This is a genomic window from Thermodesulfobacteriota bacterium (assembly GCA_034189135.1).
Classification (GTDB): Bacteria; Desulfobacterota; Desulfobacteria; order Desulfobacterales; family JAUWMJ01; genus JAUWMJ01.
Window position 1 is genome coordinate 1 of the sequence record JAXHVO010000087.1, and the last position, 26,497, is coordinate 26,497.

Consider the following 26,497-nt stretch of genomic DNA (forward strand, 5'->3'; position numbering starts at 1 on the left):
AGGTAGCCAAGATTTGATTTACTACTGGCTGCCATCATTTTGAACGGTAGTAATTTAATGAACGAACATAACCAACCGGCTGGCTCGTAAAACCATGACTTTTCGTTCAGGCACTATTTAGCTGAGGAGCTGTTTTAAATATTTGCGCACACATTGAGAGTTTACCTTTGAACCTCTTGCCCTTCTTTCTATCTTCCCAAGTAATTGTTAACAGAATAACCCCCACTTATAGGCAAAAATCATAAACCAACCTTCAGATACTAAAAATCGTCCCTAAAAATCATACTTTCGGACGATTACATTCTCCATTGAGTGGTTTATTTTTATATCGAAAACTTGATCAATTTTCTTTGAGAGGAATCTGACAATGGCAAAACAAAAAGTTTGACATGGTCCGGCGGACTATCAAATAAAGGTAAAAGGACATCTCGGAAGCCAGTGGTCTGATTGGTTTGCGGGTATGAAAATTGAATCCAAGGGAGCTTTTACAAACATAACAGGCAAAGTATTAGACCAACCCGCTTTGCATGGATTGATCGTTCGGATACGGGATTTGGGTTTACCTTTGATTTCAGTCATGACTATGGATATAGTTGGTGAGTTGTATGGGAAAGAAAGGTTGGAAGATTTTTTTAAGCAAGAGTCATTATCATAGTGAAAGCTATTCTTGTATGTTTTAAATCAGGCTTTTTTCCTATAGTTTAAATGAAATAATAGATTTCAAAAAACAAAGATGAAAATGAAAGGAGTTACCATGAAAAAGACAATTTTTGCTTTAGGCTTAATTCTATTAATATTCATGTCAATAACCGCTTTGGCTCAGGAAGGTGACAGGCATAAGGAGGATGGTTTTTCAGCACGTATAGAAGCGGGAGCCATATGGATTAATACTACAGATCAGCTTTTTGTGGATGACAAAAATGAAAAGACGGATAATTTAAACGACGAAGCGGACAGTTTCAATATAGCCTTGCCCGCGCTTATGTTTGATTTGAGGTATAAATTTCGAGATGCAGACACGGAAGTTTATCTTGGAACACCTTTGAAAGAATCCAGGACAGCCTTGACCTTGGGCTTAACACAAACTTTCATCGACAAAAGCAAGCTGGACGTTTCTGTTTTTGCCGTGAATATGGCTGAAGTGTGGGAAAACCCATATGTTGCAGGAGTGGATAGGGATGAAACAGATGTCGAAGACGTCGGTTTTACAATAGATTACGATCGCATATTGGATACAGGACTTAACCTTTATTACAGATATAATTCGGTAGACGTGGATGTAGACGTTATCGGAAGCCTGTTTAATAACCTGAAAAGAGATGGGGTAATCCATACCACAGGTCTTGGCTACATGATAGATCTCGAAAAAAGTAACATAATAATTCCCGGCTTTGAGTATTCCAAGGCCGACATGGACGGAGAAAGCAACAGCTACAATGGTTACAGGATTAAACTCGGATACAAGAGAATGAATAAAGATTACATCGTAAACGCCTTTGTCTCGGCCGACAAAAAAGAGTATGACAAAACGCACCCTATATTTAACAAAACCAGGGACGAAAAAGGATACTCTGCTATGGCAATTTTCACACTACTCAATCCACTCGGTTATGATAAATTTTTCACCAATTTTATAGCCGGCTGCGGCTACTCGGACTCCAACATAGATTTTTTTGATAAACGCACCTATGTCAGCGGTGTAACTATAGGCTATAATTTTTGAAAAAATGAGTCCACTCAATACCCTTGAATTTGGAATAAGGAGAATTCTTAATGGCTAAGCACAACTGTGAAAAATGTGGTTTCAGGGCAAGATATGACAATAATTCCAAATCGTTTTTAGGCCGGTTATGGAAATGGCACATTAGCTGGTGTCCCGGATGGAAGGGACATATAACATCTCTTCCCAGTGATGAAAGAACTGTATTAGCTGAAAAGTATGATTTAAAAAAATACAAATAATTTTATTATGGATTATAATTATTCATTGCGGAGATGCCGGAGAATTTATGTCAATTATCGGGGTTTGTGTTTCAATAGAAAAATAGGTGGGACATCATCCGAGTGTAAAGAATATTTAATTTTCTTCAAAACAAAACCTAACACGCATTTTCCGGGTGGTTGTCCGGGAAATGATACATGTGATTTGAAAAACAAGAGGAGATAAAATGAGCAAAGTAAAAAATGAGGTATCATCGTTAGGGGCAGCGCTTGCATTTCTAAAAGGCAAGACATGATCAGAATCGCTGTCGGGAGTCCTCGACCAGGCATTCAATCACCAGTTGAAACTCGAGGAGAAGGCCTCGATGCCCTTAGCAGGCGGAATAATGCAGCATGGCTACCAGTGCGGCATGATTTGGGGCGCGGTGCTTTCCGCAGGGGCACAGGCCTATCGAATTCTTGGCCCGGGTCCGCAAGCTGAAACTGCGGCAATTAATGCAGCACAAAGGCTTGTGGAATCCTTCCGTGCTGACAACAACCATATAAATTGCCTCGAAATAACTAATATAGACAAATCATCATCAACTATGAAGATGATTATGTATTTTATTGTAAAAGGTGGGACTATAGGCTGCATGCACAGGGCAGCTAAATATGCCAAGGCAGCATTTAATGAGATAAATATCGCTCTTTCCGAAAAACACATAGAAGCACCCTCGCCACCGGTAAGTTGCACGGCAATGCTGGCACAAAAGATGGGCGTATCCGATATGCATACGGTCATGGCGGCGGGATTTGCGGGTGGTATCGGCTTAAGCGGAGGTGCCTGTGGGGCATTGGGAGCCGCGATATGGATCATCGGAATAAGCAGCCTCAAGGAAGGTCCTGGTAAAATTAAATTTAAAAGCCCCGGAGCCATAGCTGCGATTGATAGATTTATGAAATGCACCGACTTTAAATTCGAGTGCTCCGAAATAGTCGGCCAGAGATTTGAGAATATCGACGACCATGCCGGCTATTTGCGCGATGGAGGCTGCTCGAAAATTATTGAAGTATTAGCTGCTGAATGATCTGCAGGATAAGCTTTCTTGAAAGGCGGGGAGTTGCGGTTTTAGTCATAGACCACCGGTGAATCCGGCGGTCTATGACTTGTGATTTGAGATTTCTCTGATCTTCATTTTTTGCTGTTTAAAAATACAAGATTTCCGTCAGTATTAAGCTTAGCCTGACGGCTATGGCGTGTAGTGGACAGGAAGATGAACTATCATTACTACTTTTACCGATGACGTTAATATAGTGTCTGTCAAAATCGAAAATGAAAAGATTAAGCGCTGTACCTTATCGACGCTTAAGCCGAGTTGATACATCAAGGCATAAATTGCGTAGATGCGATGTTCCCGGCAATTTGTTGGCAGGATTAAAACTCTTCTTAAAAAGCTGAGCCACTGTGAGTGTTTCCAGCGTGCCTTCAAGATAGAATGTGAATGTGGCCGGGTCGCTTTCAAGACGTTTAAGAAACCGGTCTGTCGCCTGGCAATCAAACAGTCCGGCCGTCCATGCAGCCAGTCCGCGAAGGGCCGGGTCCGGCGATTTCAAATAGGGGCAAAGCAGATGGATAGAATTCTTTACAAAATGAGACCTGGCGTGTGCTAGCCTTCCGATACCCCATAAAACCCCACGTTGCAGAATTTCATGTTCGATATAATTTGCGTCAGGTACAATATAGGATAAGAGTATGTGATGATACTCTTTGGCAAGTCCTTCGTGCCTGGCCGTGATTTCGCCCATGGCCTCCGGGGATCCCCAGCCGATTCCCCCGGACTCGTCATTAAGGTTCCAGAGCAAACGACGCATCACCACCCGGGCAGATTCCAGGTCATGATCGGCAAGGTCCTGAACCACCACGCCCATGGCGGTAACCGCCCGCCATTTGATCAGTTCATCGCTGTTGTAGAAGAAAGAGAAAAGCGGGTTGACCACCGCTCTGGCAGAAAACCCGCTTATGTTTAATATGTCTTTTTCAAAATCGGTATTATGTAACAGGTCAAAAACTTTTTTTTTAAGCTGTCTGCCACCCATGATTCATCTTATTTGGAGACCTTCAAAACATTCCGTTCGGCAAAGGGCTCTATTCTTCTTCCCAGTATATGCAGTCCTCGGGACAATTTTTGATGGCTTCATCAACATCGGTCTCAGGATATTGCTCAAGCTCACTAACCTCTATAAAACCAATATCATTCAGCCTGAAAACCATAGGGCACATCTCAATACATCCGCCGCACAAAGTGCACTGGCCGATATCAACCACCGGTGTTTTTTTATCATCTCTCAAACACAAAGCAAATTAATGAAATATATTGTTAATCAAGTAAACCCCACTTAAAACAAAACAGTGGGGCTATAGCTATAATCTATGATCAATGTTACCAGGCCCTCCGCATTCAGGCGTGTAACAGGTAACGTTCAAAAAATCGCACTTTTTCTTACACTGGGGGCATGCTTCAGGAGGCTCAGCTGCTGTAACTAGAAACCCACAATTGCCACATTTCCAGTAAGTAAGGCCGCATCCCGGGCAGATATCCCCGTCAAACTTGCCTTCAGCCGTATACCCGCAGTGGGCACACACCATTTTTTTTTGTTTATCGGCCATTTCTTTTACCTCCCGAATCTTCGATTTCTTCTTGAGCTCTATTCGCTTTATAAACTCTAAAAAGTGAACACTTTATACTCCGGATTCACCATCATATCGACAAGTACGGAGCCCCCGGATATCACAGATCCCGGCAGGCATTCGTCCGGTGAAATGAGTCGTTTATCCGCACACGCCGCACATACATGAATCGGGGTATTTCTTTCAATGAGTTTGTCCAAAAGGTCTTTCATATGTTCTCCGGTGGATGATCGTATTCCCTGGGCCATGCCGAATTGGGCCCAGTGAACCGCATCATCGATGAGGAACACCTCAACGTGGTGACCCTTTTCTGCGGCGATGCTGGCAAATTGAACGGCCCGGGTGGCCGCACCCGATTTCTCAAATCCCTTGGAAATGACGAATACAAATTTTTCCATCTTGGTTTCCTTTTATTCTGCATAAAATTTGTCAACCAGACATATAAAGCAAAGCGATAAAACCAAAAAAACACTTGATAAGCTGTTAAATTTTCGGCTTAAAATATGGTTTACATGGCCCGGGCGATTTTCCTTCCCAGCTCATAACAGGTGTTGATGGCGTCCTTATCGGGAACATATTTTACCTTTACCCCGGCATCAATGACTTCAAATTTCATGGCCTCAAGCTCTTGGTTAATCAGCTTGACTGCTTCCCCACTCCATCCGTAAGAGCCGAAGGCTGCTCCTATCTTGTTTTTTGGCCTTAGACCTTTGATGTATGTCAAAATATCTGCTACAGTAGGAAATATCTGATTGTTCAGCGTTGGAGAGCCGATGATCACTGCCTTTGCATCCAAAATCTCAGTGATGATTTCGCTGCGATGTGAGCTTCTGATATGGATAGGTTTTGCCGGAACTCCCTCACTGGCAAGTCCTGAGACGATGGCTTCCGCCATGGCTTCGGTACTGTGCCACATGGTTTCGTAAATAACGACCGCCTTTTTTTCAGCCTCCTGTTTGCTCCATTTTACATAGGCGTCGATTATTTTGCCGGGATTTCTCCAGAAAATACCGTGGTCAGGGCATACCAGGTTAAATTCGAGTCCGAGGCTGGTCACGGTTTCCACCAGTTTTAAAATCTTAACCGTATACGGAAGCAGGATATTGGCAAAATATTTTTTTGCATGAAACATTATCTCGTCGCCAACTTCGTCATCGAATTTTTCCGGACCTGCATAGTGCTGACCAAAGGCATCACTGGAGAAAAGAATTTTATCTTCCTTGACATAGGTGAACATGCTATCCGGCCAGTGAAGCATCCTGGTTTCGAGAAAGGTCAGGGTTCTGTGACCGATATTAAGCTCTTCACCATTTTCCACCGCATGGTAATTCCATTTCTGCCTGAAATGACTGGAAAGGTTTTTATATCCCATCTTGGAGCAATACAGCGGTTTGTCTTCTCCGACCCGATGCATGATTCTGGGCAGTCCCCCGGAATGATCCATTTCGGTATGGTTGCTGACCACCAGGTCGATTTTTTTGGGATCAATCACCTGAGATATATTTTCCAGGAGCTGATCGGCAAACTGTTTTTTAACCGTATCGATAAGCACCACCTTTTCGTCCACAATTAAGAAAGCATTATAGGTGGTTCCCGCATAGGTTGAATAGCCGTGAAAATCCCTGATATTCCAGTCGGTGACCCCGACGCTGTAAATTCCCTTTGCTAGCTCTAAAGGTTTCATGTTGTTTCCTCTTATTATTCTTTTTCAAAATCGTCCTTAGCAGCGCCGCACACCGGGCATTCCCAGTCGTCCGGTACATCTTCCCACTTTGTTCCCGGCTCAACGCCACTGTCAGGGTCGCCTTGCTCGGGGTCATAAACATAACCACAAATCGTACATACGTATTTATCCATTGTTTCCTCCTTGCTTGAATATTGTGTGAGTTAACGGAGTGCCATAATGAGAAAGTAGAAATATGGCTTTCACGTGTTCAACGATTAAACTTACTTCAGTGCCACTCATTTCTTATTTCAAGTTTCCAATTTCCAACCTTGAGCGGCTGTTTATCATCTTTATTTATTAAAGCTGTTGTATGCAACCAAAGTTTCTTTGGTCCCTTCGCCAGTCTCAATTTTTTCCAAAACCGGTGTATGTGCTTAAACGCCGGCATCGAAAGTGCACTGGTTAAAATCAATCTCCTGGCCGCACCCACTGCACTTATGGGACTTGTCAAATTCGTCAGAAAATATTTCCTTTTCTTCTCCGCAATTGGGGCATTGACATTTAAACGACTTAAGGTTTTTAAACTGTTCATAGCCTGGACAATGTTGTGGTGTGGACATCATAAGCCTCCTTTTTTGTCTTTGGTAAGTTTCTTTAGCAGGCCAGGGTTCGTTATAATTTTTTTACAATTTCTTTGCCATAATCCTGGGCCATTTGAACACCTCCACCAAGAGATGCTGATTTAAGCCTCAGAGGACCGCTTACCATGGTCATCTTAAAAATATTTTCCATTGTATCAAAAATACGACCCGGAGCTTCGCCGCTCCAACCAAAGGCGCCAAAAGCGCCGCCGACCTTTCCTTCAAGATTCGCCTTTTCAGCCAAAAAAAGCAAGGTTTTCATTCCCTGCATCATATCTCCATGGTAAGTGGCTGACCCGAAGACAACGGCGTCATAACCGTCAAGATCGGTTTCTTTTTTTATTTCATTTGTTTTTACCACAGATGCCTCATGGCCGGCAATACGAATTCCTTCGGCAATCAGCTCGCCTATCTTTTTGGTAGAACCGGCCCTTGAAGCATATGCAATCAGTGCTTTTGCCATTTTTTTCTCCCCTATTAAAGTCTTTTATCTGTACCTTCGAATCCGCAATCCGGTGTGTAACAGGTATTATCAACAAATTCACATTTTTCTTTACATGAAGGGCATTCCTCAGGCGGTGTGTCTGCTTCGAGTGCGTAACCACAGTTTGAGCATTTCCAGTTTGCCATTGGGATCACCTCCTTATTTACTTTTTTATGACTTTCTCGGTTGTTTTAGCTTTTCCACAAACCATGAAGGTTACAGTAACCTCTTGCCGTTAACTGGTTGGCTTCAACATTAAATGTCGCTTCCGGTGCATCGCCCGGACTTAAAAACTGCCTGTATGCTTTCCCGTCTGCGATGATCTCAATCCATTCAATGTAGTGTTTTTCTTCCATTGGATGGGCCACATCACCGACTTTAACTTTTACGCCTCCGGCGATTTTTTCACTAACCGGGACATGTTTTTCTTTTGCAGCATCGACGGTGTTTTCTTTCATCAGCTTCATGGGCTCACCACAGCATACCAGTTCACCTTGTCCACCGTGCACCACCTCTACAATGTTTCCACAAGCTTCGCATTTATAAACTTCGAGTTTTTCCGCCATGATTTTTCTCCTTATTTTTATGGTTAAGTAATTTAGTAATGGTCTTCTTTCCCACCAAATGTGTTTTGGTTAGTAATTCTCACCCAGAAGCTCAAAGTGAGCCTGGGGATGCGCGCACGCCGGGCAGGCACCGGGGGCTTCTGTACCTTCATGTAGATAACCGCAATTGCGACAGCGCCACACCACCGTTTCATCCTTTTTAAACACCTTGCCTGTTTCGATATTGGCGGCAAGATCGTTGTATCGTTTTTCATGTTGTTTTTCCGCGACCGCAATTGCCTCAAATATGGCAGCAATTGAATCGAACCCTTCTTCGCGGGCAACCTTTGCAAAACCGGGGTACATCGTCGTATGCTCATAATTTTCTCCGGCAGCCGCTTCCTTCAAGTTTTCCAGGGTGGTGTCGATCACCCCGGCAGGAAATGCGCCGGTGATTTCTACTTCACCGCCTTCCAGCAATTTAAAAAGCCTTTTGGCATGTTCTTTCTCTTGATTCGCCGTTTCCTCAAAAATTGCCGCCATCTGGACATACCCTTCTTTTTTCGCCTTGCTGGCAAAATAGGTATAGCGGTTTCTTGCCTGGGATTCGCCGGAAAAGGCGGTTAAAATATTTTTTTCAGTTTGTGTTCCTTTTAAATTTGCCATTGGTATGTTCTCCTTTTTGTTTTTAGATAGTTATAAGCACAATTACGAAGAAGGGCGACCCCCATTGGTCACCCTTCTTTCCACCAGCCTTTTTTTATATGATTTTGTTTTTCATCCTCAGCCAATCGTTTCAATTTGTATGCATAATCACGCAGAATTCCGTAAAGAATTCCACAGCCATTGTCTTCCCTGTCAATATCTCCCTTGTTTGCCAGGTTTATCATTTCTTCAGCCAATTGCAGTGTATTTTTAATGTTTCGATCGCAGGCTTTCACGTATATATATCTCAGGGAGTCATTTATTTAACAACATGGTCAATATCAAACAGATATAGCCATTTTGATAATTATTAATATCAAGATTTATGCCATTGATGAAAAAATACATTATTTTTTTATAAAACCCTAACAGACAGGGTTTTGTGAAGGTTTAAGCCGTTTTCAGATAAATTAGACAAAAGGCAAAAGATTCGTTTTTTCCCCCACCACAAGACATATGCTTTTGATTCTATTGTCCAAAAACCCGTAATTATCTAAATTAATAAAACAAATTGTATTTTTAGTTGTCTCAAATTGAATTGCGATACAAAATTGTCTCATAAGACAGATGAGGAAATATCTGACGTATTTTTTATACTGTTTTTTATAAATTTTTATGCCCAACTGGCCACAACGAAGTATGAAACCTAAGGCTCGACCGGGGAATCGCCTATGGGCCAGTTACAATACTTAACAATCCTATCTGGAAATAAACGTACGGCAGCTATCTCGCTTCAATTAGTTTTAAGCCAACTCCAGGGGACAGAATCCCACGGTGACGTTGATCGTATCTGCCTGTATGGGTTTAACTGAGAATATAGGGGGCGTGTAACACACTGACCTTATATATTAAGTATTGTAACTGGCCCATAGGCGATTCCCCGGTCGAACCGAGCTAAAATGGAAAAGGGAACGTGTACGGAGTGTTGTACTTATTTTTTAAGGCTTGTGCGGGCAAATGAGTGCTTCCCCAGACGAGCATCTAAAAATCATTAAAGCGGAACAGATTGATGACAACGACTATAACACTTTCCCTTTCATGAAAACGTCTCCCGGGCTTTGGCCTGTCGTTGATTATGCTGTTAGCAACTGACTCATATAAAAGCAGATAATAGCCTTGACAGGGAGCGACTGTTTCATTATTAATAAACATGTTTAATCAATAAGCATGTTTATGGGAATTAAGCGTATGAACCAACGTGAAACAGCAAAATCTGAAACTCACCAGCTGATTCTTGGCACTGCTAAAAAACTCTTTCGGGAAAAGGGGGTCGAGCAATGCACCATGAGGAGTATTGCCAAGGAGGCAGGCGTTTCTGCGGCATCGGTGATTGTCCATTTCAAAAACAAAACCGCCCTGCTGGAAGAGGCTCTTTATGAAGATATCGAACGTACCATTTCACAAGCCGTTGCAACCATGCCTGCTGAAGGGAGTCTGACTGAACGACTCATGCACCTGGCAAAAACCATGTTTGTTTTTTATGGTATTCATAAAGAACTCTACCGTATCTTGATACGGGATACGGTATTTGAGCCGGAAGAGAACAGCCCTCACCTGACCCGGCAGTTGGAGCATTACCTGCAGTTTTTCGGTGAGCTGATTAAGCAGGAAAAGAGGATAGGCAATATTCGTCCTGATGCAGATGCACATATCGCAGCTGAATCACTTTTTGCCTTATACTTCAAAGGACTTATGGATTTTTTGCGCAACCCGGCGATAACTGTAGAAACCGCTCTGGAAAAGCTTTCTGCCATAGCAAACCAGCACTTGACAGGCATCATGATTGTTAAGGAGAAAAAATGACCACCGTTCACCGGAAGTTCGAAACCTGGTTTGCTGAATTTGCTGCATGGGTCTATGAAAGAAAATATGCGGCACTTGCCTGTATGCTTCTGATGACCCTTGGTTTGGCCATTCAGATACCGAAACTTACCATCGATACCCGTGACGAAAGCCTTTTTCACCACGATGATCCGGCATTGATCGCCTACAACACCTTTCGGGACACATTCGGCCAGGATGACATGTTCATCATTGCCATGAAACCGCAAAATGGTTTGACTAAAGATTTTTTTGCTACATTATACCAGATTCACCATGAGCTGGAAGCTTCGGCTCCCTATCTGGACGATATCACCAGCCTGGTCAATGGACGAATCATCAGGGCCGAAGGCGACACACTTATAGTGGAAAATCTGATGAAAAGACCGCCGAAAACAGATATCGAGCTCCATCGGATACTAAAACTCATTAATCACTACCCGCTTTATGAAAAATTGCTGGTGTCTAAGGACAGGTCCATTATTTCTATTTTTATTAGGGCTCAGGCTGTCAAGAAGGTCTCGGAAGATGAGCTTTTAGCTGGATTTGAGCAGGAGGGGTCACAGAAAATCAATAACCGGCGTATTTATCTGAGCAACGCAGAGAATGTCAAAATTTATGAGGCAATCCGTAAGGTGGCAGCAAGGTACCAAGGCCGGGGAATCGAATTTCATTTCACCGGAACACCGGCATTCGTCGCTGAAATTCAAAAAGGCATTGAAGAAGATATGAAAATCATGCTTCCCTTGTCATTTTTTATGATTGTCCTTTTTCTTGCTATCCTTTTCCGAAGGATTTCGGGGGTCATCTATCCATTGGTTATTGTGTCCTTTTCTCTCGTATCCTGTCTGGGTATTATGGCGATGGCCGCAATGCCTATTACCAATGCCAGTCAAATTCTGCCGATATTTCTTATTGTAGTAGGCATTGGCGACAGTGTCCATATTCTAACAATTTTTTACCGGCTCCATCGCAACACAAACGATAAACGCCGGGCTATCATCCAGGCCGTGAGGTATGCCGGGTTGCCGGTGTTGATGACCAGCGTGACCACCGCATGCGGTCTGGTATCCTTTGCTTGGGCGGATGTAGCAGTTATCGCACAACTCGGCTACATTGCGCCTGTAGGCGTCATGCTGGCTTTTTTTTATACAGTGGTTTTGTTACCGGCCTTGATTGCCGTATTCCCCATTAGACAGGCCAAATCATTTCCCAAAGACAAACAGCTAATTGCGGATCGGCTATTTGACGCGATTGCTCGAGTAACAACGCGGCGTCCAATGGTTATGGCCCTTATTTCAACGGTCATCTTAGTGGTGGTCGGTTTCAGTGCCTTTTCTGTTCGGTTTTCCCATAACGCTCTGACCTGGTTTCCCCAAAATGCCCCCATCCGGGTTTCAACAAATCTACTCGATAACATCAATGGCGGCACTGTAATGCTTGAAATAACAGTCGATTCCGGCACGGAAAACGGTCTGTATGATCCGGATCTGCTTCGGAGGCTGGATGAAGCGGCAGCCTTTGTGCCAGGTGTAAAAGTACACGGTATTCAGGCGGGCAAAGCCTGGTCCATTTCCGACGTGCTAAAGGAAATTAACCGTGCCCTGCATGAAGATCGAAATGACGCCTATCGGGTGCCGACTAAACGGGAAACGATTGCCCAGGAGCTGATTTTATTCGAATCAAGCGGAAGCGAAGACCTTGAAGATTTTACCGACAGCACCTATCAAACCGCGCGTCTTTCTATCCTCGCTCCCTTCACCGACTCCGTTCTGTACAAAGATTATGTGGAAAAAGTCAAAGGGTATCTCGACAAACAGTTTCCCCATGAAACCGTTATCCTGACGGGACATATGGCCCTTTTTGTGAAGATCACCAAAAACTTTATCACCAGCATGGCCAAAAGCTACGGTTTTGCATTACTGGTCATCACCTTTCTGATGGTGCTGATGATCGGGCGCATACGGATCGGGCTGATGAGCATGGTTGCCAACGTGGTCCCGATCATCTGTATTTTCGGGATCATGGGGTCCTGCCGTATCCCATTGGATATGTACACGATTATGATTGGCAGCATTGTTCTGGGGCTGGTGGTGGATGATACCATTCAATTTCTTCACCACTTCCGCAGAGCCTATGATGAAACAGCGAGTGTTGAGTTCGCAGTACGCGAAACCCTGCATTCCACCGGGCGGGCTTTGGTGATTACCAGCCTGGTGCTCTGTGGCGGCTTTTTTATCTACACGACTTCATACCTGACGAGTAATGTACGGTTTGGTGTGTTAACCGGCAGCGCGGTGCTTTTTGCCCTGGCAGCGGATTTTTTCCTGGTACCCGCCTTACTCAGTCTGGCGTATGGGAAAAGGACGTCTATCCCTTAAAGCAATTCTGTGGGTCTTCACATTCATCTGTCCTCCAAAAATAGATAGATTCCGCTTTTCGTTTATTTTTCCGGACCAACGTTCGATAAAATTTAGCGGCGATTGCAACACGGGTTGTTGTAAGAGTCTTTTTTTTCAATAAATGCTAAAGTGTACCCTGCTAAAAGCCGATATGATAAACAAATTGGCATGCAAGATTTGCACGTCATAATGAGCAGAAAGATTAGATATCAACCACCCAAACTTGCTGAGAGGTAAAAAAATGCGTAATTTGCAGTTCAAACACAAACTGACTTTACATGTGTGCTTTTTAGTTGCTTTCACCATGATTGTTTCCACCATCATCGTCTCATTTACGGTAAACCGGCAAAATAAAAAAATAAGCTACCAATCGCTAAAAAAGACCTTTGTGGTGATCCATCATACCTTAACCGATCTCAGCAAAAAGACGCTTCACAATGCCAGACAGATTATTCCCGCCACCAATCTGGGTAGCAAGATCAAATTCCTCGGAGATTATCATGACAACATTGAAATGACACGCAATACTTATGAGGAAATCACCCGACAGCTCTATTCGGCAGTGCTGGCGAATCAGATCTGGCAGTTGGCGGTTTATGATATGAATTCCAACCTTAAGGCCTTCGTCCGGTTTCACCAGGATTACATATTGGCAGGTTACTGTTACCATAAAGATGGAAAACCGGTGTATAATTTGGCCAAACTTAAACCGGGAGAGCAAATTGGAAATAACTGGCAGCAAACTGAACAACTGGCGAACCAAACCTCCTTGCAGGTGGGAAAGGCACCTGAAAAGGACGGGGTAAATTACGTATCTTTGGATGGTTTCGCAGGAATTGCCGGAACGGCGCTGGCAAAGGCTAAATTTTATATGGAAGATTCCGATGAACCGGTTTTGAAGCCCACCGGTTTTGTTGCAGCGGTGCGCAGGCTTGATCAGGGATTTATGTCACGTATTCACCAGTTTACCGGTTCAGAAATCAACATATTCACCCGAAAGGGATTGAGTATCGGAACACTTCCTGATTTCAATACGCTAGATATTAGAGCATTTTCCGGATCGGAAAAAAAAGAAAAGGTCGAAGGGCATACCATTGCCTTTGAAGAAACCTCGGTAAACAAAAAACGCTTTTTAAGGGGAACATTGATTCTTGAAGGGCATCGGAAACCGGCTGGGGCGATTGCTGCTCTGTATTCACTTGACATTGCCTATGCCAATACATTGCAGATGGTGAAACTGCTTGCAGGAGTGGCGTTACTTTGTGTCCTGGCAGCCACACCTTTTACCATGATGCTGATCCGAACCGTTACCCGGCCCATCAACACCATAATCGACGGTTTGCGGAGCGGGGCCGAGCAGGTTGCCGCGGCGGCCGGGCAGGTTTCCTCGGCCAGCCAAACATTGGCCGAAAGCGCCTCAAAACAGGCATCATCTCTGGAAGAAGGCTCTGCTTCCCTGGAAGATATTTCAACCATGACCCAAGAAAACGCTGCAAAGGCCCATGAAGCAGATACTCTAATGAAAGAAGCCCAGGTGGTCGTCGGCAGGGCCAACGAATCCACCGGTGCTTTGACCGAATCGATGGCGGAAATATTCAAGGCCAGCGAAGAAACCTCAAAGATCATCAAAACCATTGACGAGATCGCCTTTCAAACCAACCTGCTGGCACTCAACGCAGCAGTAGAGGCAGCGCGAGCCGGTGAAGCCGGGGCCGGTTTTTCAGTGGTGGCTGATGAAGTACGTAATCTGGCCATGCGTGCTTCCGAGGCGGCGAAAAACACAACGACACTTATTGAAGGCACCTCCAAAAAGGTCCAACAGGGCGGTGAACTGGTGGGTAAAACCAATGAGGACTTTTCCGCGGTGGAAACCACGGCAAGCAAGGTTGCCGTTCTGGTCAATGAAATTGCTGCTGCCTCCAATGAACAGTCCCAGGATATCCATCAGGTCAATGCCGCCGTGTCGGAGGTGGATAAGGTGGTTCAGCAGAACGCATCCAGCGCAGAGGAGTCGGCCAGCTCCTCCGAGGAAATGAGCGCTCAGGCCCAGCAAATGAAACGCAATGTGGAAAAACTGGTCCAATTAATCGGCAAAACAAGCAAAAAAAACGGCCAACAGGGAAAAAAAAGAAAACCCCGAGAGGTTGCGGCACAAAACGTTTCAGGCAAAATAGAAACGCGTCCGCCTTCGGCTTCAAAAAGGATAATTTCTCCTAGCCAAGTTCTGACCATAGAAGATGCCGACTTTCAGGACTTTTAACGGCATCGCCTGATACAGCGCCAAAGGGCATTCGGTGGTGCAGTCCGATTAATTTGGCTGATGCCCCTTCCGCCGAATCGCACCCTTACTGCAGCAAAAAACCTTACGGCGGTTTTTTTATATATGAGTTTTTGATCGTTTAAAACGGAATATATTTATGTCAAACTATATGTACGCTTGAATGTCAAAAGGGCATCTCATAAAAATCAGTGCATGTACTTTTTGATTGAATTTCAAGAACCCGGCTTTTAATTAGGCATGAATGCCTGTTATAGAGCACTGAAAATGCTCAATTAGAATCGATTTCAGTTCCAGAATTAAATGATCAGGGAGTTTCTTATCATTGGCCTTTTTGGTGAACCGTTTGCGCTTTAATGATTGTTAGTGGTTCGACCGGAGAAATGCCCATTTACCCGGATCAGCCTTAACAAATAAGTCCAGCACTCCGTACACGCCTCCTATCTTCTCAGCGAAATCCATACAGAGAGAGATGATCAGCGTTGCCGTGGGGTTATGTCCCTTGAGGCTGGTTCAAATCGGATCTCAGCGAGATAGCTGCCGAACGCCGGTTTCTCAAAACTATCGTTAAGGCTGATCCGGGTAAATGGGCATTTCTCCGGTCGAACCGAGTAGAGATCGAAAAACTCCCCGACCCATCAATTAAATAATTCAAAACGCTTCATGCCTGAAATATACTCTTGATCCTATCTATTATCCGTTTCATCGCGCTTTCTTTGCGTAATTATTCTTTCATGTTTAAGATGTATGGTCAGAGAAATAAAAAAAGCAAACTTGTTCAAAGGAGGAAAATCATGGGTAAAAAAATCTCCAGACGAAACTTTCTGACCATTTCAGCGATGATTGCTGCGGGTGTTGCCCTCGATTTAAAGAAGATTTCGGCTTACGCTGGCAGCATGGGGCCCAAAAAGGATTATCCCACAGTGATCATTGGTGCAGGTCTGGGCGGATTGTGCTGTGGTGCCTACCTGGCAAAGCAGGGGATCCCGGTCACCGTAATGGAGCAACATAGTGTGCCCGGAGGGTATGCAACGTCTTTTGATCGAAAAGGAGGTAAGTTCACCTTTGAAGTATCACTACACGGTTCATCCATTCATAATAATACATCGGCGCAGATTCTTGATAATATTGGCGTCCTGAAAAAACTGGAACTGGTTCGACTCCCCGAGGTTTATCGCCTGAAAACCCCCAACCTTGACATTTCAGTCCCACAACAGGATCCGGAGGCCTATATTCGACTTGTTGCAGAGCATTTTCCGGATGAAAAAAACGGAATACAGGGTTTTGTACAGGAAATGCTCAGTATTTCCGATGAAGTTGCCGACTATGACCGTAAGGGAAAATGGTTTAAAACCATATTTAAAATTATATTCCCGCTCCAGTATCGACATATGTGGAATGTACGCAACAAGACCCTGGCTGATTTGATAAACGAATACGTTAAGGATCCGGCTCTTCAAGGGGTCCTGGCCGGCTTGTGGGGTTACTACGGACTGCCGCCTTCAAAGCTATCAGGGTTTTACTATGCGAACGCGACCGGCGGGTATCTCAAGAACGGATCCTACTATTTTAAGAATCGATCCCAGGATTTGAGCAATGCACTGGCCGGAGTGATCGAAGATTCCGGTGGAAGGATCATATACGACACGCCGGTGGAAAAGATCCTGGTGGATAGACATTCTGTGCAGGGGGTGGTTGTATCCGGCGGAGAGACCATTTCCGCGTGTGCGGTGGTGAGCAATGCCAGCGGATTTACCACTTTCAAGGCAATGCTGCCTCCAAAGGTCGCTCCGGCCGAATATATGAAAAAGCTGGAAGGATATCGGCCCAGCATTTCTTCCTTTATTGTGTGGCTCGGATTAAACCGGGAATTAAGAGGTAAAATCGATGCATACAGCACTCATGTGTCTTCTGGCCGTGGGGCTGAGGTCGATTATCAATCGTGTTTGAAGGGAGAAATCGAAAAAACAGGGTTCGCCGTCACCATCTATGATAACCTGTTTGAAAACTATTCACACCTTGGGACATCGACTCTCATGCTTCTTTCCCTTTCAGGTTATGAACCCTGGCGAAAATTCGAAGCCGATTATAGAGCCGGTCGAAAAGAGGCTTACAACAAAGAAAAGGATAGATGGACCGATATCCTCATCCGTCGGGCCGAGGAAATGCTTATTCCCGAGCTTTCTTCCATGATTGAGGTGAAAGAGGCGGCAACCCCCCTGACCAACTGGCGATACACCGGAAACACTGATGGAGCCATTTACGGTTTCGAGCAGTCGATGGACAATGCCTATATGAACCGAATCGACAACCGGACTCCTGTAAAAGGACTTTATCTGGCCGGCGCATGGGGAAATCCGGGTGGTGGCTACGTAGGGGCGTTAAGATCCGGAGAAGAAACTTTTCAGAAAATGATGGAGGATTGGGGAAAAGGATAAACAGGGGAAAGTGAGCGAGATGAAGATCGGAAATGTCTTTAATCATTTTTTTCTTTCTAATCCCTTTTATCGCGGGATGTTTGAATTGTTTGTTCTTATTGGAACGGGAATTTGTGGATTGGTTTTCTCCTGGACGAGGTTTTCCATTGTTCCAGTATCGAATATTTTCGGTGGTATTCTGATCCCCTTGGCTTTTGCGTTTCATTGGTGGACGGAGAAAGCTCATAAGCAGGCCCACGAAAAATCAGGAAATATCAAAAAGATAGTCATAACGGGTGTCTACGCAAAGATACGTCATCCATTATATCTCAGTCTTATACTCCAGAATATAGGTATTGCCCTTGCCTTTGGCGTCATAATTACTTTTGTTATGGCTTTGCTGACAATTATTCACTGGGTTGTCACGGCATTAAAGGAAGAAGCCGTGTTATTGCAGATATTTCCCCATGAATATATGCAATACAGGCAAAAGGTACGATGGCGGATGATCCCAGGAGTCTTTTGAGAAAACCGGGGAAGAAATACGGTCTTTTTTCACAACACTCGGCCTAAGGGATGGCGCAAAAAACTTCACTACTCCTAAGCCAAAGCCTATGACGCAATTTTCCATGATCAAAATTATCGATATATTAATAGGGGCCTAACGAATGAAAATAAAACGGATAATAATCGCATTCACCATACTTATAATGATTATTGTAGCAGGATTTTTCATAATACGATTGAGGTTTTCAACCCCATCGTTTGATGATTTGAATCAGGAAATGCAATATTTGGTTTCAAATTTAGTAGCGAAAAACAAATCGGTGAGAAATTGTGTTCTGTCTGTAATGAAAGGTGATGGATCTTTCTCTTGGTCAGGCGCAGCCGGAATCACCCATCAAGACGGTCAGGTCTCCATGACCAAAGACACGCCCATTTACCTTGCCAGTATTACTAAGCTCTATACTGCCACGGCAATCATGCGATTATATGAAAATCAAGCGCTCTCTTTAGATGACCCAATGTCAAGATATCTTCCGGAAAAGCTAATTCAGGGTATTCATGTGTATAAAGGGAAAGATTATTCTCACGAAATTACCATTAAAGAATTGTTGTCGCATACTTCAGGCATAGCAGATTACTATACCGAAAAACCGAAACAAGGGAAAAGCTTGTTTGAATTGGTCCTGGAAAAACCGGAACGGTCATGGACAGTAGATGAGACGATTGAAAGGGCAAGAAACAATTTGGAACCTAATTTTCAGCCAGGTACGGATGCATCCTATTCGGATACAAATTTCCAGTTATTGGGAAAGGTCATCGAGGCCATAACCGGTAAGCCACTTCACATCGTTTACCAGGACTTTTTCTTTCATCCTCTGGAACTCAAGTATACCTGGTTGGTCGGCCGCTCTGAACCACAGTTCGCTCCATTCGCTGCTCCAGCGGACGTATTTTATAAAGATTCGATTATTACGAACACCCGCTTAAGCATGGCCTACTGGGCTGATGGTGGCATTGTTTCTACAGCAGAAGAATGTATTATTTTTCTAAAAGCCCTGAATGAAGGTCGAATTGTCAGTGGAAACACGCTGGAGTTGATGCACAACTGGCGTCGATTGAAGAATCTTCCGTTTGAATATGGGTATGGAACAATGTATTTCAAGCTGCCCTGGTTTATCAATATAATGATGAAAGCCCCGCCGTTATGGGGTCATTCGGGATCGACCGGCTCATTCCTTTATTATTCCAAAGATCTGGATCTGTATATGGCAGGAACTATCAATCAGACAGAATTGAAGTCGACACCGTTTAGATTGATGCTAAGGGTGATGAAGGCGATTCAAGCGAAAAAGAAGCTTTGACAATCCAAACAGCCAACCAAAACGGTGCTATTTTTTTTCAATCATTACATCCACGAAGCACAGTCTCAGAATGAAACCGATGAACGTTATTTACAAACAACGACATCTGTGTTTTGTGGTTTTGTTCGCTTCTGATATAAAGATGGCCTTATTGATGTATTGCCTTAGAAAGAAATGGATGGTATCAAACAGGAACAACCCAGGAAAAAAAGAACATGGACCCAAAATTTGCAGTGATAAACCGAAGGCACGTGCTCAAAACCTTTTCCTATACCGCCCTCTTCAACACCGGTATTGCCATATTCCTAAGGTTTCTGGAATTCGGTGGCGGGTTTATGGAAACCTTCATCATTACCCAGTGTATCGGTATGTCTATTTGTGCCTGTATCTTGCTTGTCCATTTCCTTATTAAATCCGCCAATTTCTTTATCCAGATGGCTGCCATATTTATTGCCATGATTATCGGATCGGTTCTTGGAACCCTGTTGGGCACAGTCGCCTCGGGGATAGGTACTTCTATTTTTTTCCAAAAATACAGTTTGTTACAGATGACAATCCTTGGGATCGTGTTTGGGTCTATCATCAGCTATTTCATTGCCTCCCGGGAAACAATTTCTGCTAGCAAAACCCTAATCCAAGAAGAAAGAATTAAAAGACTCATTGGTGAAAAGAAAGTCGTGGAAAGCAACCTGAGGTTTCTCCAGGCCCAGATTGAACCTCATTTTTTGTTTAACACACTCTCCAACATCGTAAGCTTGCTCGAAACCGATCTGGAGAAGGGAAAATATATGTTGGAAGATCTAATTCACTATTTGCGGACATCACTTTCCAAAACTAGGAGTGACACAACCACCATTGGCCAGGAGATGGATATGATACGGGCTTATATCAATATTTTTAAAGTTCGCATGGGTAACAGGCTGCAGTACCAGGTCGATGTGCCGGAAAGCATAAAGGACATCCCGTTTCCCCCAATGTTGATTCAACCGTTGGTGGAAAATGCCATCAAGCACGGACTGGAACCAAAAATCGAGGGTGGAGAAGTGTTTATAGGAGGAGATAAAAATGAGGAAATCCTTCGGCTGGAGATAGCCGATACCGGTGTGGGGTTTTACGAAAAAAATGAATCGGGAACGGGTCTTTCCAACATCAGAGAGCGCCTGCAATCCATATATGGTGACAAAGGACGCTTGATATTAGAAGATAACCGGCCATGCGGCCTAAAGGCAATTATCGAGGTCCCACATGCAAGAGATAAAAGCGATCATCGCTGATGATGAAGGTCAGTTAAGGAGCTATCTGAAATCAAAGCTTTCTGATGTGTGGCCTGATCTTGTTATTTGCGGTGAAGCCGGAAATGGACAGGAAGCCTTAGCACTAATAGAGGAGTACCGACCCCATATCGCCTTCCTCGATATCCGAATGCCTGGTCTATCTGGAATGGAAGTGGCAAAAAAGATTGCCGGCTCATGCTGGGTTGTCTTTATCACTGCCTACGATCATTACGCAGTGGAGGCCTTTGAGAGTGAGGCCATGGACTACATTCTGAAACCGGTAACACGTAAGAGATTGAAAAAGACCACGGACCGATTTAAAAAACAACTCACCACATCATCCGGACCTCCTGCCGACCTTTCAAAGGCAGTTGAGCGAATTGTAGCCCGACTCCCCAATAAAGAAATGCCGAACTATCTGCAGTGGATTCGAGCCCGGCAGGGTAAGGAGATCAGGCTTGTTCCCGTAGAGGAGGTTTTATACTTCAAGGCAAGCGATAAATATACCACGGTCATAACAAAAGGCGGTGAATCTCTCATCAAAAAACCCATTAAAGAACTGACCAGCGAACTTGACCCCAACAAGTTTTGGCGCATTCATCGGGGAACAATTGTGAATGCAGGCTGCATAGCCAAAATGAGCCGCTCTATTACCGGACGCGGCGTCGTCAGGCTGAAAGATTGCCCCGAGACCCTTACGGTCAGCAGGTCTTACATCCATATTTTTAGACAGATGTAGACATGCTGAAGTCTAAATAGGTTTACCCGATCAATTTTATTACCACCTTTACTGGACCGCCTATACCGCTTGCCATAAATATGCTCCGAAATATGGAATTGCGGTATAAGTGGTTTTAGGTACCTGCTTATTGTGCAAGCACGCAGTTTGCTTTGTTAATGGCGGAAAGTTATAAATGTTTGTACCATACCGTCATGCTTTGGATACTTCCACAGATCTGGGAATTGTTTTTTAATAATCCTGAATAGTTGTATCCATTGTTCTTAAAGACGGAATTCATCCCATGTGATTCAGCCCTTGCAATCGTATATGCGGTAATAATTCCCAGCTTGCGAGCCTTGTTGTCCATATAACGCAGCAGTGTGTCGGCAAAGCCCATGCTTCTCCATTTCGGCAAAGTTGCAAAATCGGTCATTTCAGCATTTTTGTTTATCAAATTAATTTCTACGGCAGCGATTGCTGCAATTCTGCCTTGCATCCGAATACAAAAATAGAGAACTCCCTCTTTGAGCATTCGTTGCAAGTAGGTGGGTTGGTGAATTGGGAAAGGATAAGAGCTAAAAACCTGCCGGTAAATTGTGCTCATCTCTTCTGCATCTGAGGGTTTGCAAGAAACCACATCTCGTACAGTCCTGTCTGTTCGAGGTTTTTTGTTTGCAATTCCTCTGCCGGCATTGTTCACAAGCCTCAATAGTGTTTCAGCATCTTGTGCCCTTTGTCTTTTGGCAGAAAAGTATTTGGCAATAAAAAAACCGTCGGTTTTGCCTAAAAAAAATCTCGGAACCACAGCCTCTTTAACATAATCAGCGGATTTGAAATCTTTCCACACAGATGCCGGTATTTTACCAAATATCTTTCCGTAGCCATTTTTTAAAGCCATATCATTAAGTGTTGCAATCAGTCCATGAGTATCGTCTGTGTTCAACTGCATTAAATAAATGCGGTCGTTGTGCAGTCCGTGCTGAATGATGGACCCTTTTATGTCTTCAATGATATCCGGCAAAATCACCTTTTTATTGTTTCGAGATGTTTTAATCTGGGTTCCTTGCGAACTTATTTGTCAGGATAGCGTATATTAGTCTAAAGATTTAAGTTTTTTCAACCGTTTGCCGATTTCATGCAGTATTTCTTCAGATCTTGAAAAGTGAAGCCTGATCAGGTGGTTCACCGGTTCATGGAAAAAGCTGGAACCGGGTACGGCGGCTACGCCGACCTCCTTGGCCATCCAGCGGCAAAATTCCCGGTCATCCTTAACACCATAGGCTGTACAGTCCACCATCACATAGTAGGCTCCCTGGGGCTTCGTGTATGAGAGTCCTGCTTCGTTCAGATATGCTAAAAATAATTTCCTTTTGTGGGTATAATCTGCCGCTAACTTCTCATAGTAACTTAAGGGCAGTTCCAGTGCACTGGCGGCGGATTCCTGCAGCGGAGCGGCGGCGCCAACTGTAAGGAAATCATGCACTTTTCGGGCACCGGCGATCACTGCTTCAGATCCGATGACATAACCGAGCCGCCAGCCGGTCATATTGTAAGTTTTTGACAGGGAACTGCATGAGATGGTCCGTTCGAACATATCCGGCAAGGCCGCCATATAGCGATGTCGGTTCGGGCGGTAAACGATATGCTCATATACTTCATCGGTGATGACAAAGACGTCATACTCCATTGATAGGTCCGCAATGAATTCAAGCTCTTCCCGGGAGAAGACTTTTCCGCAAGGGTTGGAGGGATTACACAGTATAATGGCTTTGGGATTTTGGGCAAAGGCTGTTCTGAGTTCATCCGGATCGAACACGAAATCGGGAGGATGCAAAGTCACATAGATGGGTTGAGCGCCGCTTAGGATGGTAACGGCCCCGTAATTTTCGTAATAGGGAGAAAAAATAATCACCTTGTCTCCGGGATTGCAGGCGGTCATCATGGCACTCATCATCGCTTCGGTGCTGCCGCAGGTCACCACCACATGGATCTCGGGATCCAGGTCAAGTCCCATCCAGTATTTCTGTTTTTTTACCAGCGCTTCCCGGAAGCGCGGTGCACCCCAAGTAATGGCGTACTGGTGGGGGCCATCGGTCATCGCCAGTTTACCGGCGGTCAGAACTTCCGCCGGCGGGTCGGCATCAGGAAAGCCCTGGGAAAGATTGATGGCGCCGTACTGATTCGACACACGAGTCATTTCGCGAATTACCGACTCAGTAAAAAAGGTCAAACGATCAGCGGTTTTGGGCATATGTTCCTCCAAAATATTGATTTGCACACCCATTAAAACTGCCGGTGAACAATCCGGCCGTCAAACAGGGTCATGTCTACCTGAACCTCCGGCATTAGTGAAGGTAGAATTTCCAGAATATTTCTATTTAGAACCACCATATCCGCCCGTTTACCGGGTTCTATGCGTCCGATATCATGGGCATTGTGGACGGTCGCAGGTGTATAGGTATAGGCTCTCAGCGCTTCAGCCACTGTTACACGGGAATCCGGATACCAGCCACCTTTCGGCGTTCCGTCGGTTCGCTGTCGCGTAACTGCCGCATGAATTCCTAATAGCGGATCAGGGGTGCATACCGGACAGTCGGAGCTGAACATCACCGGCGCACCGGTATCGAATAATTGGCGGAGAGGATAGGTCCACTTTCCCTTTTCTCCCAGTGCCATATCGATGAGGTTTATATCCAGCAGCATGTTGGCTGGGTTGACACACAGAGCCATATTAAGCTTGCTGAGTCGATCGGCATCCTCCGGTTGCAGCATCTGTACATGTTCGATGCGATGGGCAATGGCTGGCGATGGTAAACCGGAGGAGATGCGACGCAATTCAAGGGCTTCAAAAATGTTGATCAATTCCCGGTTCGCGCGATCCCCCACCGCGTGCACCATCACCGACAGACCGGCTTTATCGGCCCTGTTAATATCACGTGACAGAACTTCCATATCAATCAGCGGCATCCCTCTGTCAGCATCCAGGTAGGGTTCGATCAACCAGGCGGTACGGGCGCCCATTCCGCCATCGGAAAAAAATTTTACATGACCGACGCGCAGCTTTTCGTTACCGAACCCGGTTTGAAGGCCCAGACCGATGATGTGGTCCAGCTCGTGTCCGGGCAGGGAAACCCAGCAGCGGAGGTCGAGACGCCCTTCATGGTCCAGTCTCTGAAAAGTCTGAAATGATCCGGCGCCGTCCTTATCTTCCATCAAGCGGACGTCTTGAATGCCGGTGACCCCCCATCGGTGAAGGGCCTTAGTCGCGTCTTCAAAAGCTTGCATTATCTGATCTGTCCTCGGCGGCGCAATGGCCTGTCGCACGAGGTTGATGGCCAGTTCTCTTATAATACCGTTGGGTTCTCCGGTGTGGTTGTGTTCAATCCGCCCTTCCGGTGGATCCGGCGTGTCAGCATGAATGCCGGCCAAACCCAGAGCAACGGAGTTGGCAACGGCCAGGTGCAGATCACAGCGCCAAAGCAGCACCGGATGCTCCGGTGCTACCCGGTCCAGGGTTTCTCTGGTTGGGATGCGTTGCTCGGTCCAGTCGGTCTCATTCCATCCCTGGCCAATAACCCACTGGCCCGGAGGGCGACTATCAGCTGCCTTTCCCACACGGTTTAACAGTTCTTCAAGGCTGGTAAGGTCATCCAGCTTTATACCCTGACGATTGAGTGCCCACTCATAGAAATGGATGTGGGTATCGATAAAACCCGGTGCCACCAGTCTACCGTCAAGGTTGACCCTTTCAGTGCCAGGACCGGCCAGATTGAGCACATCCTTGTCTTGCCCCAGGGCCAGGATTTTTCCGTTTCCAACGGCAACGGCCTGGGAATGGGGATAAGTAGTACTCTGGGTGGCAATGATGCCGTTGTAAAGGATACTTTGAGGCACTCCGATAGGCATTTTCATATTAAAAATCCTTTTTGAAAAGGGTCATGCGCATCCACAACGAACTGGTGATAACCGGTAATCTGCGCGTTTCCCCGAACTTGGCCCACGATGCCCTTGAATTTTCCAATGGGCAGTGTTTTGACGATCCGTCCTTCGAACACCGTGCCCAGAGGACTGGCATTTTTATAATCCTGACCACGATCGAGCGTTCCCAGGTGGTGGAGCAGCGTCATCTTGGCCGTGGTACCGGTGCCGCAGGGGGAACGGTCCATGTGGGACTCGCCGTATATCACCACGCTCTTTCCGGTGCCGGTTTTAGGGTCTTCATCATAAAATTCGGTCACATCTATCGTGTTCACCTCCGGCCGCTGGGGATGGTAAACGCGAAGGGCCCGATTGGCGGCCTCAATCACCGCCATTCCCAATGGGATCAGACGGTGGCTGTTTTGGGGAACCAGGTCAATGCCGATGGATCGGGCCGACACCATGGCGAAAAACCCGCCCACGCAGACCAGGTCAACGGGAACCTTACCAAATTCGGTGACATCAATCTCGCAGTCGGTATCAAAGACAAATGAGGGCACCATTTCAATGGCAACTGATTCCACATGACCATCTCTAATCCGGGTATGGGCATCCAGCGGTCCGGAAGGGGTATCCACGGTGATAATGGTGTCGTCAGCGTCTGTGTGCAAAGCTCCGGCTTCGATTAATGAAACCACCGCTCCGATGGTGGCATGGCCACATAAGTAGGGATAACGCCGGGCGTCCATGTAAAACAGACCGAATTGTCCTTCAGGACTTATCGGTTCGGTCACCACGGCCGCCATGATTCCTCTATGTCCCCTGGGTTCCCGGGTCAGTAGCATACGGACATGATCGAAATGAGATTCGAAATAGTTCCGTTTGTCTTTCATTGTGCTGCCGGGCAGGGAACCCACGCCACTGATCAGCAACCGGGTGGGTTCCCCCTGGGTATGAGAGTCAATGGTAACGATTCGATCCGGATATAGAGCCAGAAATCTGCTTTTAATCTGATCAAGTTTCAGCATATGTGCCTTCCTGTATCTTTGTCGATGTTTTACACAGCATAGCTTCGTTCAGGTCGCCCCATACCCGCATAAAAAACAAAACCTGAAAACGATGAAGCCTGCTTTCAGGTTTTGGGG

General features: G+C 45.3%; 28 protein-coding genes. 12 read left to right on the top strand and 16 right to left on the bottom strand.

Annotated elements, in window-relative coordinates:
* Positions 1 to 460 precede the first annotated feature (460 nt).
* From SWH54_13210 to SWH54_13225, 4 genes are all read left to right on the top strand, one after another.
* Positions 461 to 655, top strand: a complete 195-nt coding sequence (locus tag SWH54_13210; protein ID MDY6792214.1) for a hypothetical protein — start codon at positions 461 to 463, stop codon at positions 653 to 655.
* Between the two features lie 99 nt (positions 656 to 754).
* On the top strand, positions 755 to 1,723 hold the full coding sequence (locus SWH54_13215) for a DUF2860 family protein (protein ID MDY6792215.1): 969 nt from the start codon (positions 755 to 757) through the stop codon (positions 1,721 to 1,723).
* Between the two features lie 50 nt (positions 1,724 to 1,773).
* On the top strand, positions 1,774 to 1,962 hold the full coding sequence (locus tag SWH54_13220) for a hypothetical protein (protein ID MDY6792216.1): 189 nt from the start codon (positions 1,774 to 1,776) through the stop codon (positions 1,960 to 1,962).
* A 320-nt stretch (positions 1,963 to 2,282) separates the two neighbouring features.
* Complete coding sequence (locus SWH54_13225; protein ID MDY6792217.1) at positions 2,283 to 3,011, top strand: C-GCAxxG-C-C family protein; 729 nt, start codon at positions 2,283 to 2,285, stop codon at positions 3,009 to 3,011.
* A gap of 268 nt (positions 3,012 to 3,279) precedes the next feature.
* Here SWH54_13225 and SWH54_13230 read toward each other — a convergent pair whose 3' ends face one another.
* The 12 genes from SWH54_13230 to SWH54_13285 form a co-directional block, all read right to left on the bottom strand.
* Positions 3,280 to 4,020: a HEAT repeat domain-containing protein gene (locus SWH54_13230; protein MDY6792218.1), complete on the bottom strand. Its 741-nt coding sequence runs from the start codon at positions 4,018 to 4,020 to the stop codon at positions 3,280 to 3,282.
* A 49-nt stretch (positions 4,021 to 4,069) separates the two neighbouring features.
* The gene (locus SWH54_13235; protein MDY6792219.1) at positions 4,070 to 4,273 is read right to left on the bottom strand and encodes a ferredoxin; all 204 of its coding nucleotides are present in this window, start codon (positions 4,271 to 4,273) and stop codon (positions 4,070 to 4,072) included.
* A gap of 72 nt (positions 4,274 to 4,345) precedes the next feature.
* Positions 4,346 to 4,591, bottom strand: coding sequence for a hypothetical protein (locus tag SWH54_13240; protein MDY6792220.1), 246 nt, complete (start codon positions 4,589 to 4,591; stop codon positions 4,346 to 4,348).
* A 56-nt stretch (positions 4,592 to 4,647) separates the two neighbouring features.
* Complete coding sequence (locus SWH54_13245; GenBank protein MDY6792221.1) at positions 4,648 to 5,010, bottom strand: DsrE family protein; 363 nt, start codon at positions 5,008 to 5,010, stop codon at positions 4,648 to 4,650.
* 110 nt (positions 5,011 to 5,120) lie between these two features.
* Entirely contained in the window at positions 5,121 to 6,296 is a 1,176-nt protein-coding gene (locus SWH54_13250) for a flavodoxin domain-containing protein (GenBank protein ID MDY6792222.1), read from the bottom strand.
* A gap of 14 nt (positions 6,297 to 6,310) precedes the next feature.
* Positions 6,311 to 6,469: a rubredoxin gene (locus SWH54_13255; protein ID MDY6792223.1), complete on the bottom strand. Its 159-nt coding sequence runs from the start codon at positions 6,467 to 6,469 to the stop codon at positions 6,311 to 6,313.
* A 243-nt stretch (positions 6,470 to 6,712) separates the two neighbouring features.
* Positions 6,713 to 6,898 carry a hypothetical protein gene (locus SWH54_13260; protein MDY6792224.1) on the bottom strand — a complete coding sequence of 62 codons (186 nt, stop codon included), beginning with the start codon at positions 6,896 to 6,898 and terminating at the stop codon, positions 6,713 to 6,715.
* A 52-nt stretch (positions 6,899 to 6,950) separates the two neighbouring features.
* A complete protein-coding gene (locus SWH54_13265) occupies positions 6,951 to 7,382 on the bottom strand; it encodes a flavodoxin domain-containing protein (GenBank protein MDY6792225.1) in 432 nt (143 codons plus the stop codon).
* Positions 7,383 to 7,396: 14 nt separating this feature from the next.
* Positions 7,397 to 7,549, bottom strand: coding sequence for a hypothetical protein (locus SWH54_13270; GenBank protein MDY6792226.1), 153 nt, complete (start codon positions 7,547 to 7,549; stop codon positions 7,397 to 7,399).
* Positions 7,550 to 7,594: 45 nt separating this feature from the next.
* Positions 7,595 to 7,969: a desulfoferrodoxin gene (locus SWH54_13275; protein ID MDY6792227.1), complete on the bottom strand. Its 375-nt coding sequence runs from the start codon at positions 7,967 to 7,969 to the stop codon at positions 7,595 to 7,597.
* 69 nt (positions 7,970 to 8,038) lie between these two features.
* Entirely contained in the window at positions 8,039 to 8,614 is a 576-nt protein-coding gene (locus SWH54_13280) for a rubrerythrin family protein (protein MDY6792228.1), read from the bottom strand.
* A gap of 68 nt (positions 8,615 to 8,682) precedes the next feature.
* A complete protein-coding gene (locus SWH54_13285; GenBank protein MDY6792229.1) occupies positions 8,683 to 8,889 on the bottom strand; it encodes a hypothetical protein in 207 nt (68 codons plus the stop codon).
* Between the two features lie 952 nt (positions 8,890 to 9,841).
* Between SWH54_13285 and SWH54_13290 the strand changes: the two genes are divergently transcribed.
* The 8 genes from SWH54_13290 to SWH54_13325 all read left to right on the top strand — a co-directional run bounded on the left by SWH54_13290 (position 9,842) and on the right by SWH54_13325 (position 21,452).
* Positions 9,842 to 10,456 carry a TetR/AcrR family transcriptional regulator gene (locus SWH54_13290; GenBank protein ID MDY6792230.1) on the top strand — a complete coding sequence of 205 codons (615 nt, stop codon included), beginning with the start codon at positions 9,842 to 9,844 and terminating at the stop codon, positions 10,454 to 10,456.
* Positions 10,453 to 12,855, top strand: coding sequence for an MMPL family transporter (locus SWH54_13295; protein ID MDY6792231.1), 2,403 nt, complete (start codon positions 10,453 to 10,455; stop codon positions 12,853 to 12,855). The genes SWH54_13290 and SWH54_13295 overlap by 4 nt, the downstream gene beginning before the upstream one ends.
* A 262-nt stretch (positions 12,856 to 13,117) precedes the next feature.
* Positions 13,118 to 15,136, top strand: a complete 2,019-nt coding sequence (locus SWH54_13300) for a methyl-accepting chemotaxis protein (GenBank protein MDY6792232.1) — start codon at positions 13,118 to 13,120, stop codon at positions 15,134 to 15,136.
* 812 nt (positions 15,137 to 15,948) lie between these two features.
* On the top strand, positions 15,949 to 17,592 hold the full coding sequence (locus SWH54_13305; protein MDY6792233.1) for an FAD-dependent oxidoreductase: 1,644 nt from the start codon (positions 15,949 to 15,951) through the stop codon (positions 17,590 to 17,592).
* Between the two features lie 19 nt (positions 17,593 to 17,611).
* Positions 17,612 to 18,097 (top strand): isoprenylcysteine carboxylmethyltransferase family protein, encoded by a 486-nt coding sequence (locus SWH54_13310; GenBank protein ID MDY6792234.1) that lies wholly within the window; start codon positions 17,612 to 17,614, stop codon positions 18,095 to 18,097.
* 268 nt (positions 18,098 to 18,365) lie between these two features.
* A complete protein-coding gene (locus tag SWH54_13315) occupies positions 18,366 to 19,439 on the top strand; it encodes a serine hydrolase domain-containing protein (protein ID MDY6792235.1) in 1,074 nt (357 codons plus the stop codon).
* A gap of 215 nt (positions 19,440 to 19,654) precedes the next feature.
* On the top strand, positions 19,655 to 20,713 hold the full coding sequence (locus tag SWH54_13320) for a histidine kinase (GenBank protein ID MDY6792236.1): 1,059 nt from the start codon (positions 19,655 to 19,657) through the stop codon (positions 20,711 to 20,713).
* Positions 20,685 to 21,452, top strand: coding sequence for a LytTR family DNA-binding domain-containing protein (locus SWH54_13325; protein ID MDY6792237.1), 768 nt, complete (start codon positions 20,685 to 20,687; stop codon positions 21,450 to 21,452). Before SWH54_13320 ends, SWH54_13325 begins: the two co-directional genes overlap by 29 nt.
* 169 nt (positions 21,453 to 21,621) lie before the next feature.
* Here SWH54_13325 and ablB read toward each other — a convergent pair whose 3' ends face one another.
* The 4 genes from ablB to SWH54_13345 all read right to left on the bottom strand — a co-directional run bounded on the left by ablB (position 21,622) and on the right by SWH54_13345 (position 26,380).
* Positions 21,622 to 22,455: a putative beta-lysine N-acetyltransferase gene (gene ablB, locus SWH54_13330; protein MDY6792238.1), complete on the bottom strand. Its 834-nt coding sequence runs from the start codon at positions 22,453 to 22,455 to the stop codon at positions 21,622 to 21,624.
* A 72-nt stretch (positions 22,456 to 22,527) separates the two neighbouring features.
* Positions 22,528 to 23,685, bottom strand: a complete 1,158-nt coding sequence (locus SWH54_13335) for an aminotransferase class I/II-fold pyridoxal phosphate-dependent enzyme (GenBank protein MDY6792239.1) — start codon at positions 23,683 to 23,685, stop codon at positions 22,528 to 22,530.
* 32 nt (positions 23,686 to 23,717) lie between these two features.
* Positions 23,718 to 25,346, bottom strand: coding sequence for an amidohydrolase (locus SWH54_13340; GenBank protein ID MDY6792240.1), 1,629 nt, complete (start codon positions 25,344 to 25,346; stop codon positions 23,718 to 23,720).
* Entirely contained in the window at positions 25,343 to 26,380 is a 1,038-nt protein-coding gene (locus SWH54_13345; GenBank protein MDY6792241.1) for a proline racemase family protein, read from the bottom strand. Before SWH54_13345 ends, SWH54_13340 begins: the two co-directional genes overlap by 4 nt.
* Positions 26,381 to 26,497: the final 117 nt, after the last annotated feature.

Excerpts from the sequence above, each read along its gene's own strand:
- SWH54_13220 (MDY6792216.1), top strand. The coding sequence starts at position 1,774 with ATGGCTAAGCACAACTGTGAAAAATGTGGTTTCAGGGCAAGATATGAC.
- SWH54_13250 (MDY6792222.1), bottom strand. The coding sequence starts at position 6,296 with ATGAAACCTTTAGAGCTAGCAAAGGGAATTTACAGCGTCGGGGTCACC.
- SWH54_13215 (MDY6792215.1), top strand. The coding sequence starts at position 755 with ATGAAAAAGACAATTTTTGCTTTAGGCTTAATTCTATTAATATTCATG.
- SWH54_13230 (MDY6792218.1), bottom strand. The coding sequence starts at position 4,020 with ATGGGTGGCAGACAGCTTAAAAAAAAAGTTTTTGACCTGTTACATAAT.
- SWH54_13320 (MDY6792236.1), top strand. The coding sequence starts at position 19,655 with ATGGACCCAAAATTTGCAGTGATAAACCGAAGGCACGTGCTCAAAACC.
- SWH54_13240 (MDY6792220.1), bottom strand. The coding sequence starts at position 4,591 with ATGGCCGATAAACAAAAAAAAATGGTGTGTGCCCACTGCGGGTATACG.
- SWH54_13290 (MDY6792230.1), top strand. The coding sequence starts at position 9,842 with ATGAACCAACGTGAAACAGCAAAATCTGAAACTCACCAGCTGATTCTT.
- SWH54_13275 (MDY6792227.1), bottom strand. The coding sequence starts at position 7,969 with ATGGCGGAAAAACTCGAAGTTTATAAATGCGAAGCTTGTGGAAACATT.
- SWH54_13245 (MDY6792221.1), bottom strand. The coding sequence starts at position 5,010 with ATGGAAAAATTTGTATTCGTCATTTCCAAGGGATTTGAGAAATCGGGT.
- SWH54_13305 (MDY6792233.1), top strand. The coding sequence starts at position 15,949 with ATGGGTAAAAAAATCTCCAGACGAAACTTTCTGACCATTTCAGCGATG.
- SWH54_13325 (MDY6792237.1), top strand. The coding sequence starts at position 20,685 with ATGCAAGAGATAAAAGCGATCATCGCTGATGATGAAGGTCAGTTAAGG.
- SWH54_13265 (MDY6792225.1), bottom strand. The coding sequence starts at position 7,382 with ATGGCAAAAGCACTGATTGCATATGCTTCAAGGGCCGGTTCTACCAAA.
- SWH54_13260 (MDY6792224.1), bottom strand. The coding sequence starts at position 6,898 with ATGTCCACACCACAACATTGTCCAGGCTATGAACAGTTTAAAAACCTT.
- SWH54_13295 (MDY6792231.1), top strand. The coding sequence starts at position 10,453 with ATGACCACCGTTCACCGGAAGTTCGAAACCTGGTTTGCTGAATTTGCT.
- SWH54_13210 (MDY6792214.1), top strand. The coding sequence starts at position 461 with ATGAAAATTGAATCCAAGGGAGCTTTTACAAACATAACAGGCAAAGTA.
- SWH54_13280 (MDY6792228.1), bottom strand. The coding sequence starts at position 8,614 with ATGGCAAATTTAAAAGGAACACAAACTGAAAAAAATATTTTAACCGCC.
- SWH54_13255 (MDY6792223.1), bottom strand. The coding sequence starts at position 6,469 with ATGGATAAATACGTATGTACGATTTGTGGTTATGTTTATGACCCCGAG.
- SWH54_13310 (MDY6792234.1), top strand. The coding sequence starts at position 17,612 with ATGAAGATCGGAAATGTCTTTAATCATTTTTTTCTTTCTAATCCCTTT.
- SWH54_13340 (MDY6792240.1), bottom strand. The coding sequence starts at position 25,346 with ATGAAAATGCCTATCGGAGTGCCTCAAAGTATCCTTTACAACGGCATC.
- SWH54_13300 (MDY6792232.1), top strand. The coding sequence starts at position 13,118 with ATGCGTAATTTGCAGTTCAAACACAAACTGACTTTACATGTGTGCTTT.
- SWH54_13335 (MDY6792239.1), bottom strand. The coding sequence starts at position 23,685 with ATGCCCAAAACCGCTGATCGTTTGACCTTTTTTACTGAGTCGGTAATT.
- SWH54_13270 (MDY6792226.1), bottom strand. The coding sequence starts at position 7,549 with ATGGCAAACTGGAAATGCTCAAACTGTGGTTACGCACTCGAAGCAGAC.
- SWH54_13345 (MDY6792241.1), bottom strand. The coding sequence starts at position 26,380 with ATGCTGAAACTTGATCAGATTAAAAGCAGATTTCTGGCTCTATATCCG.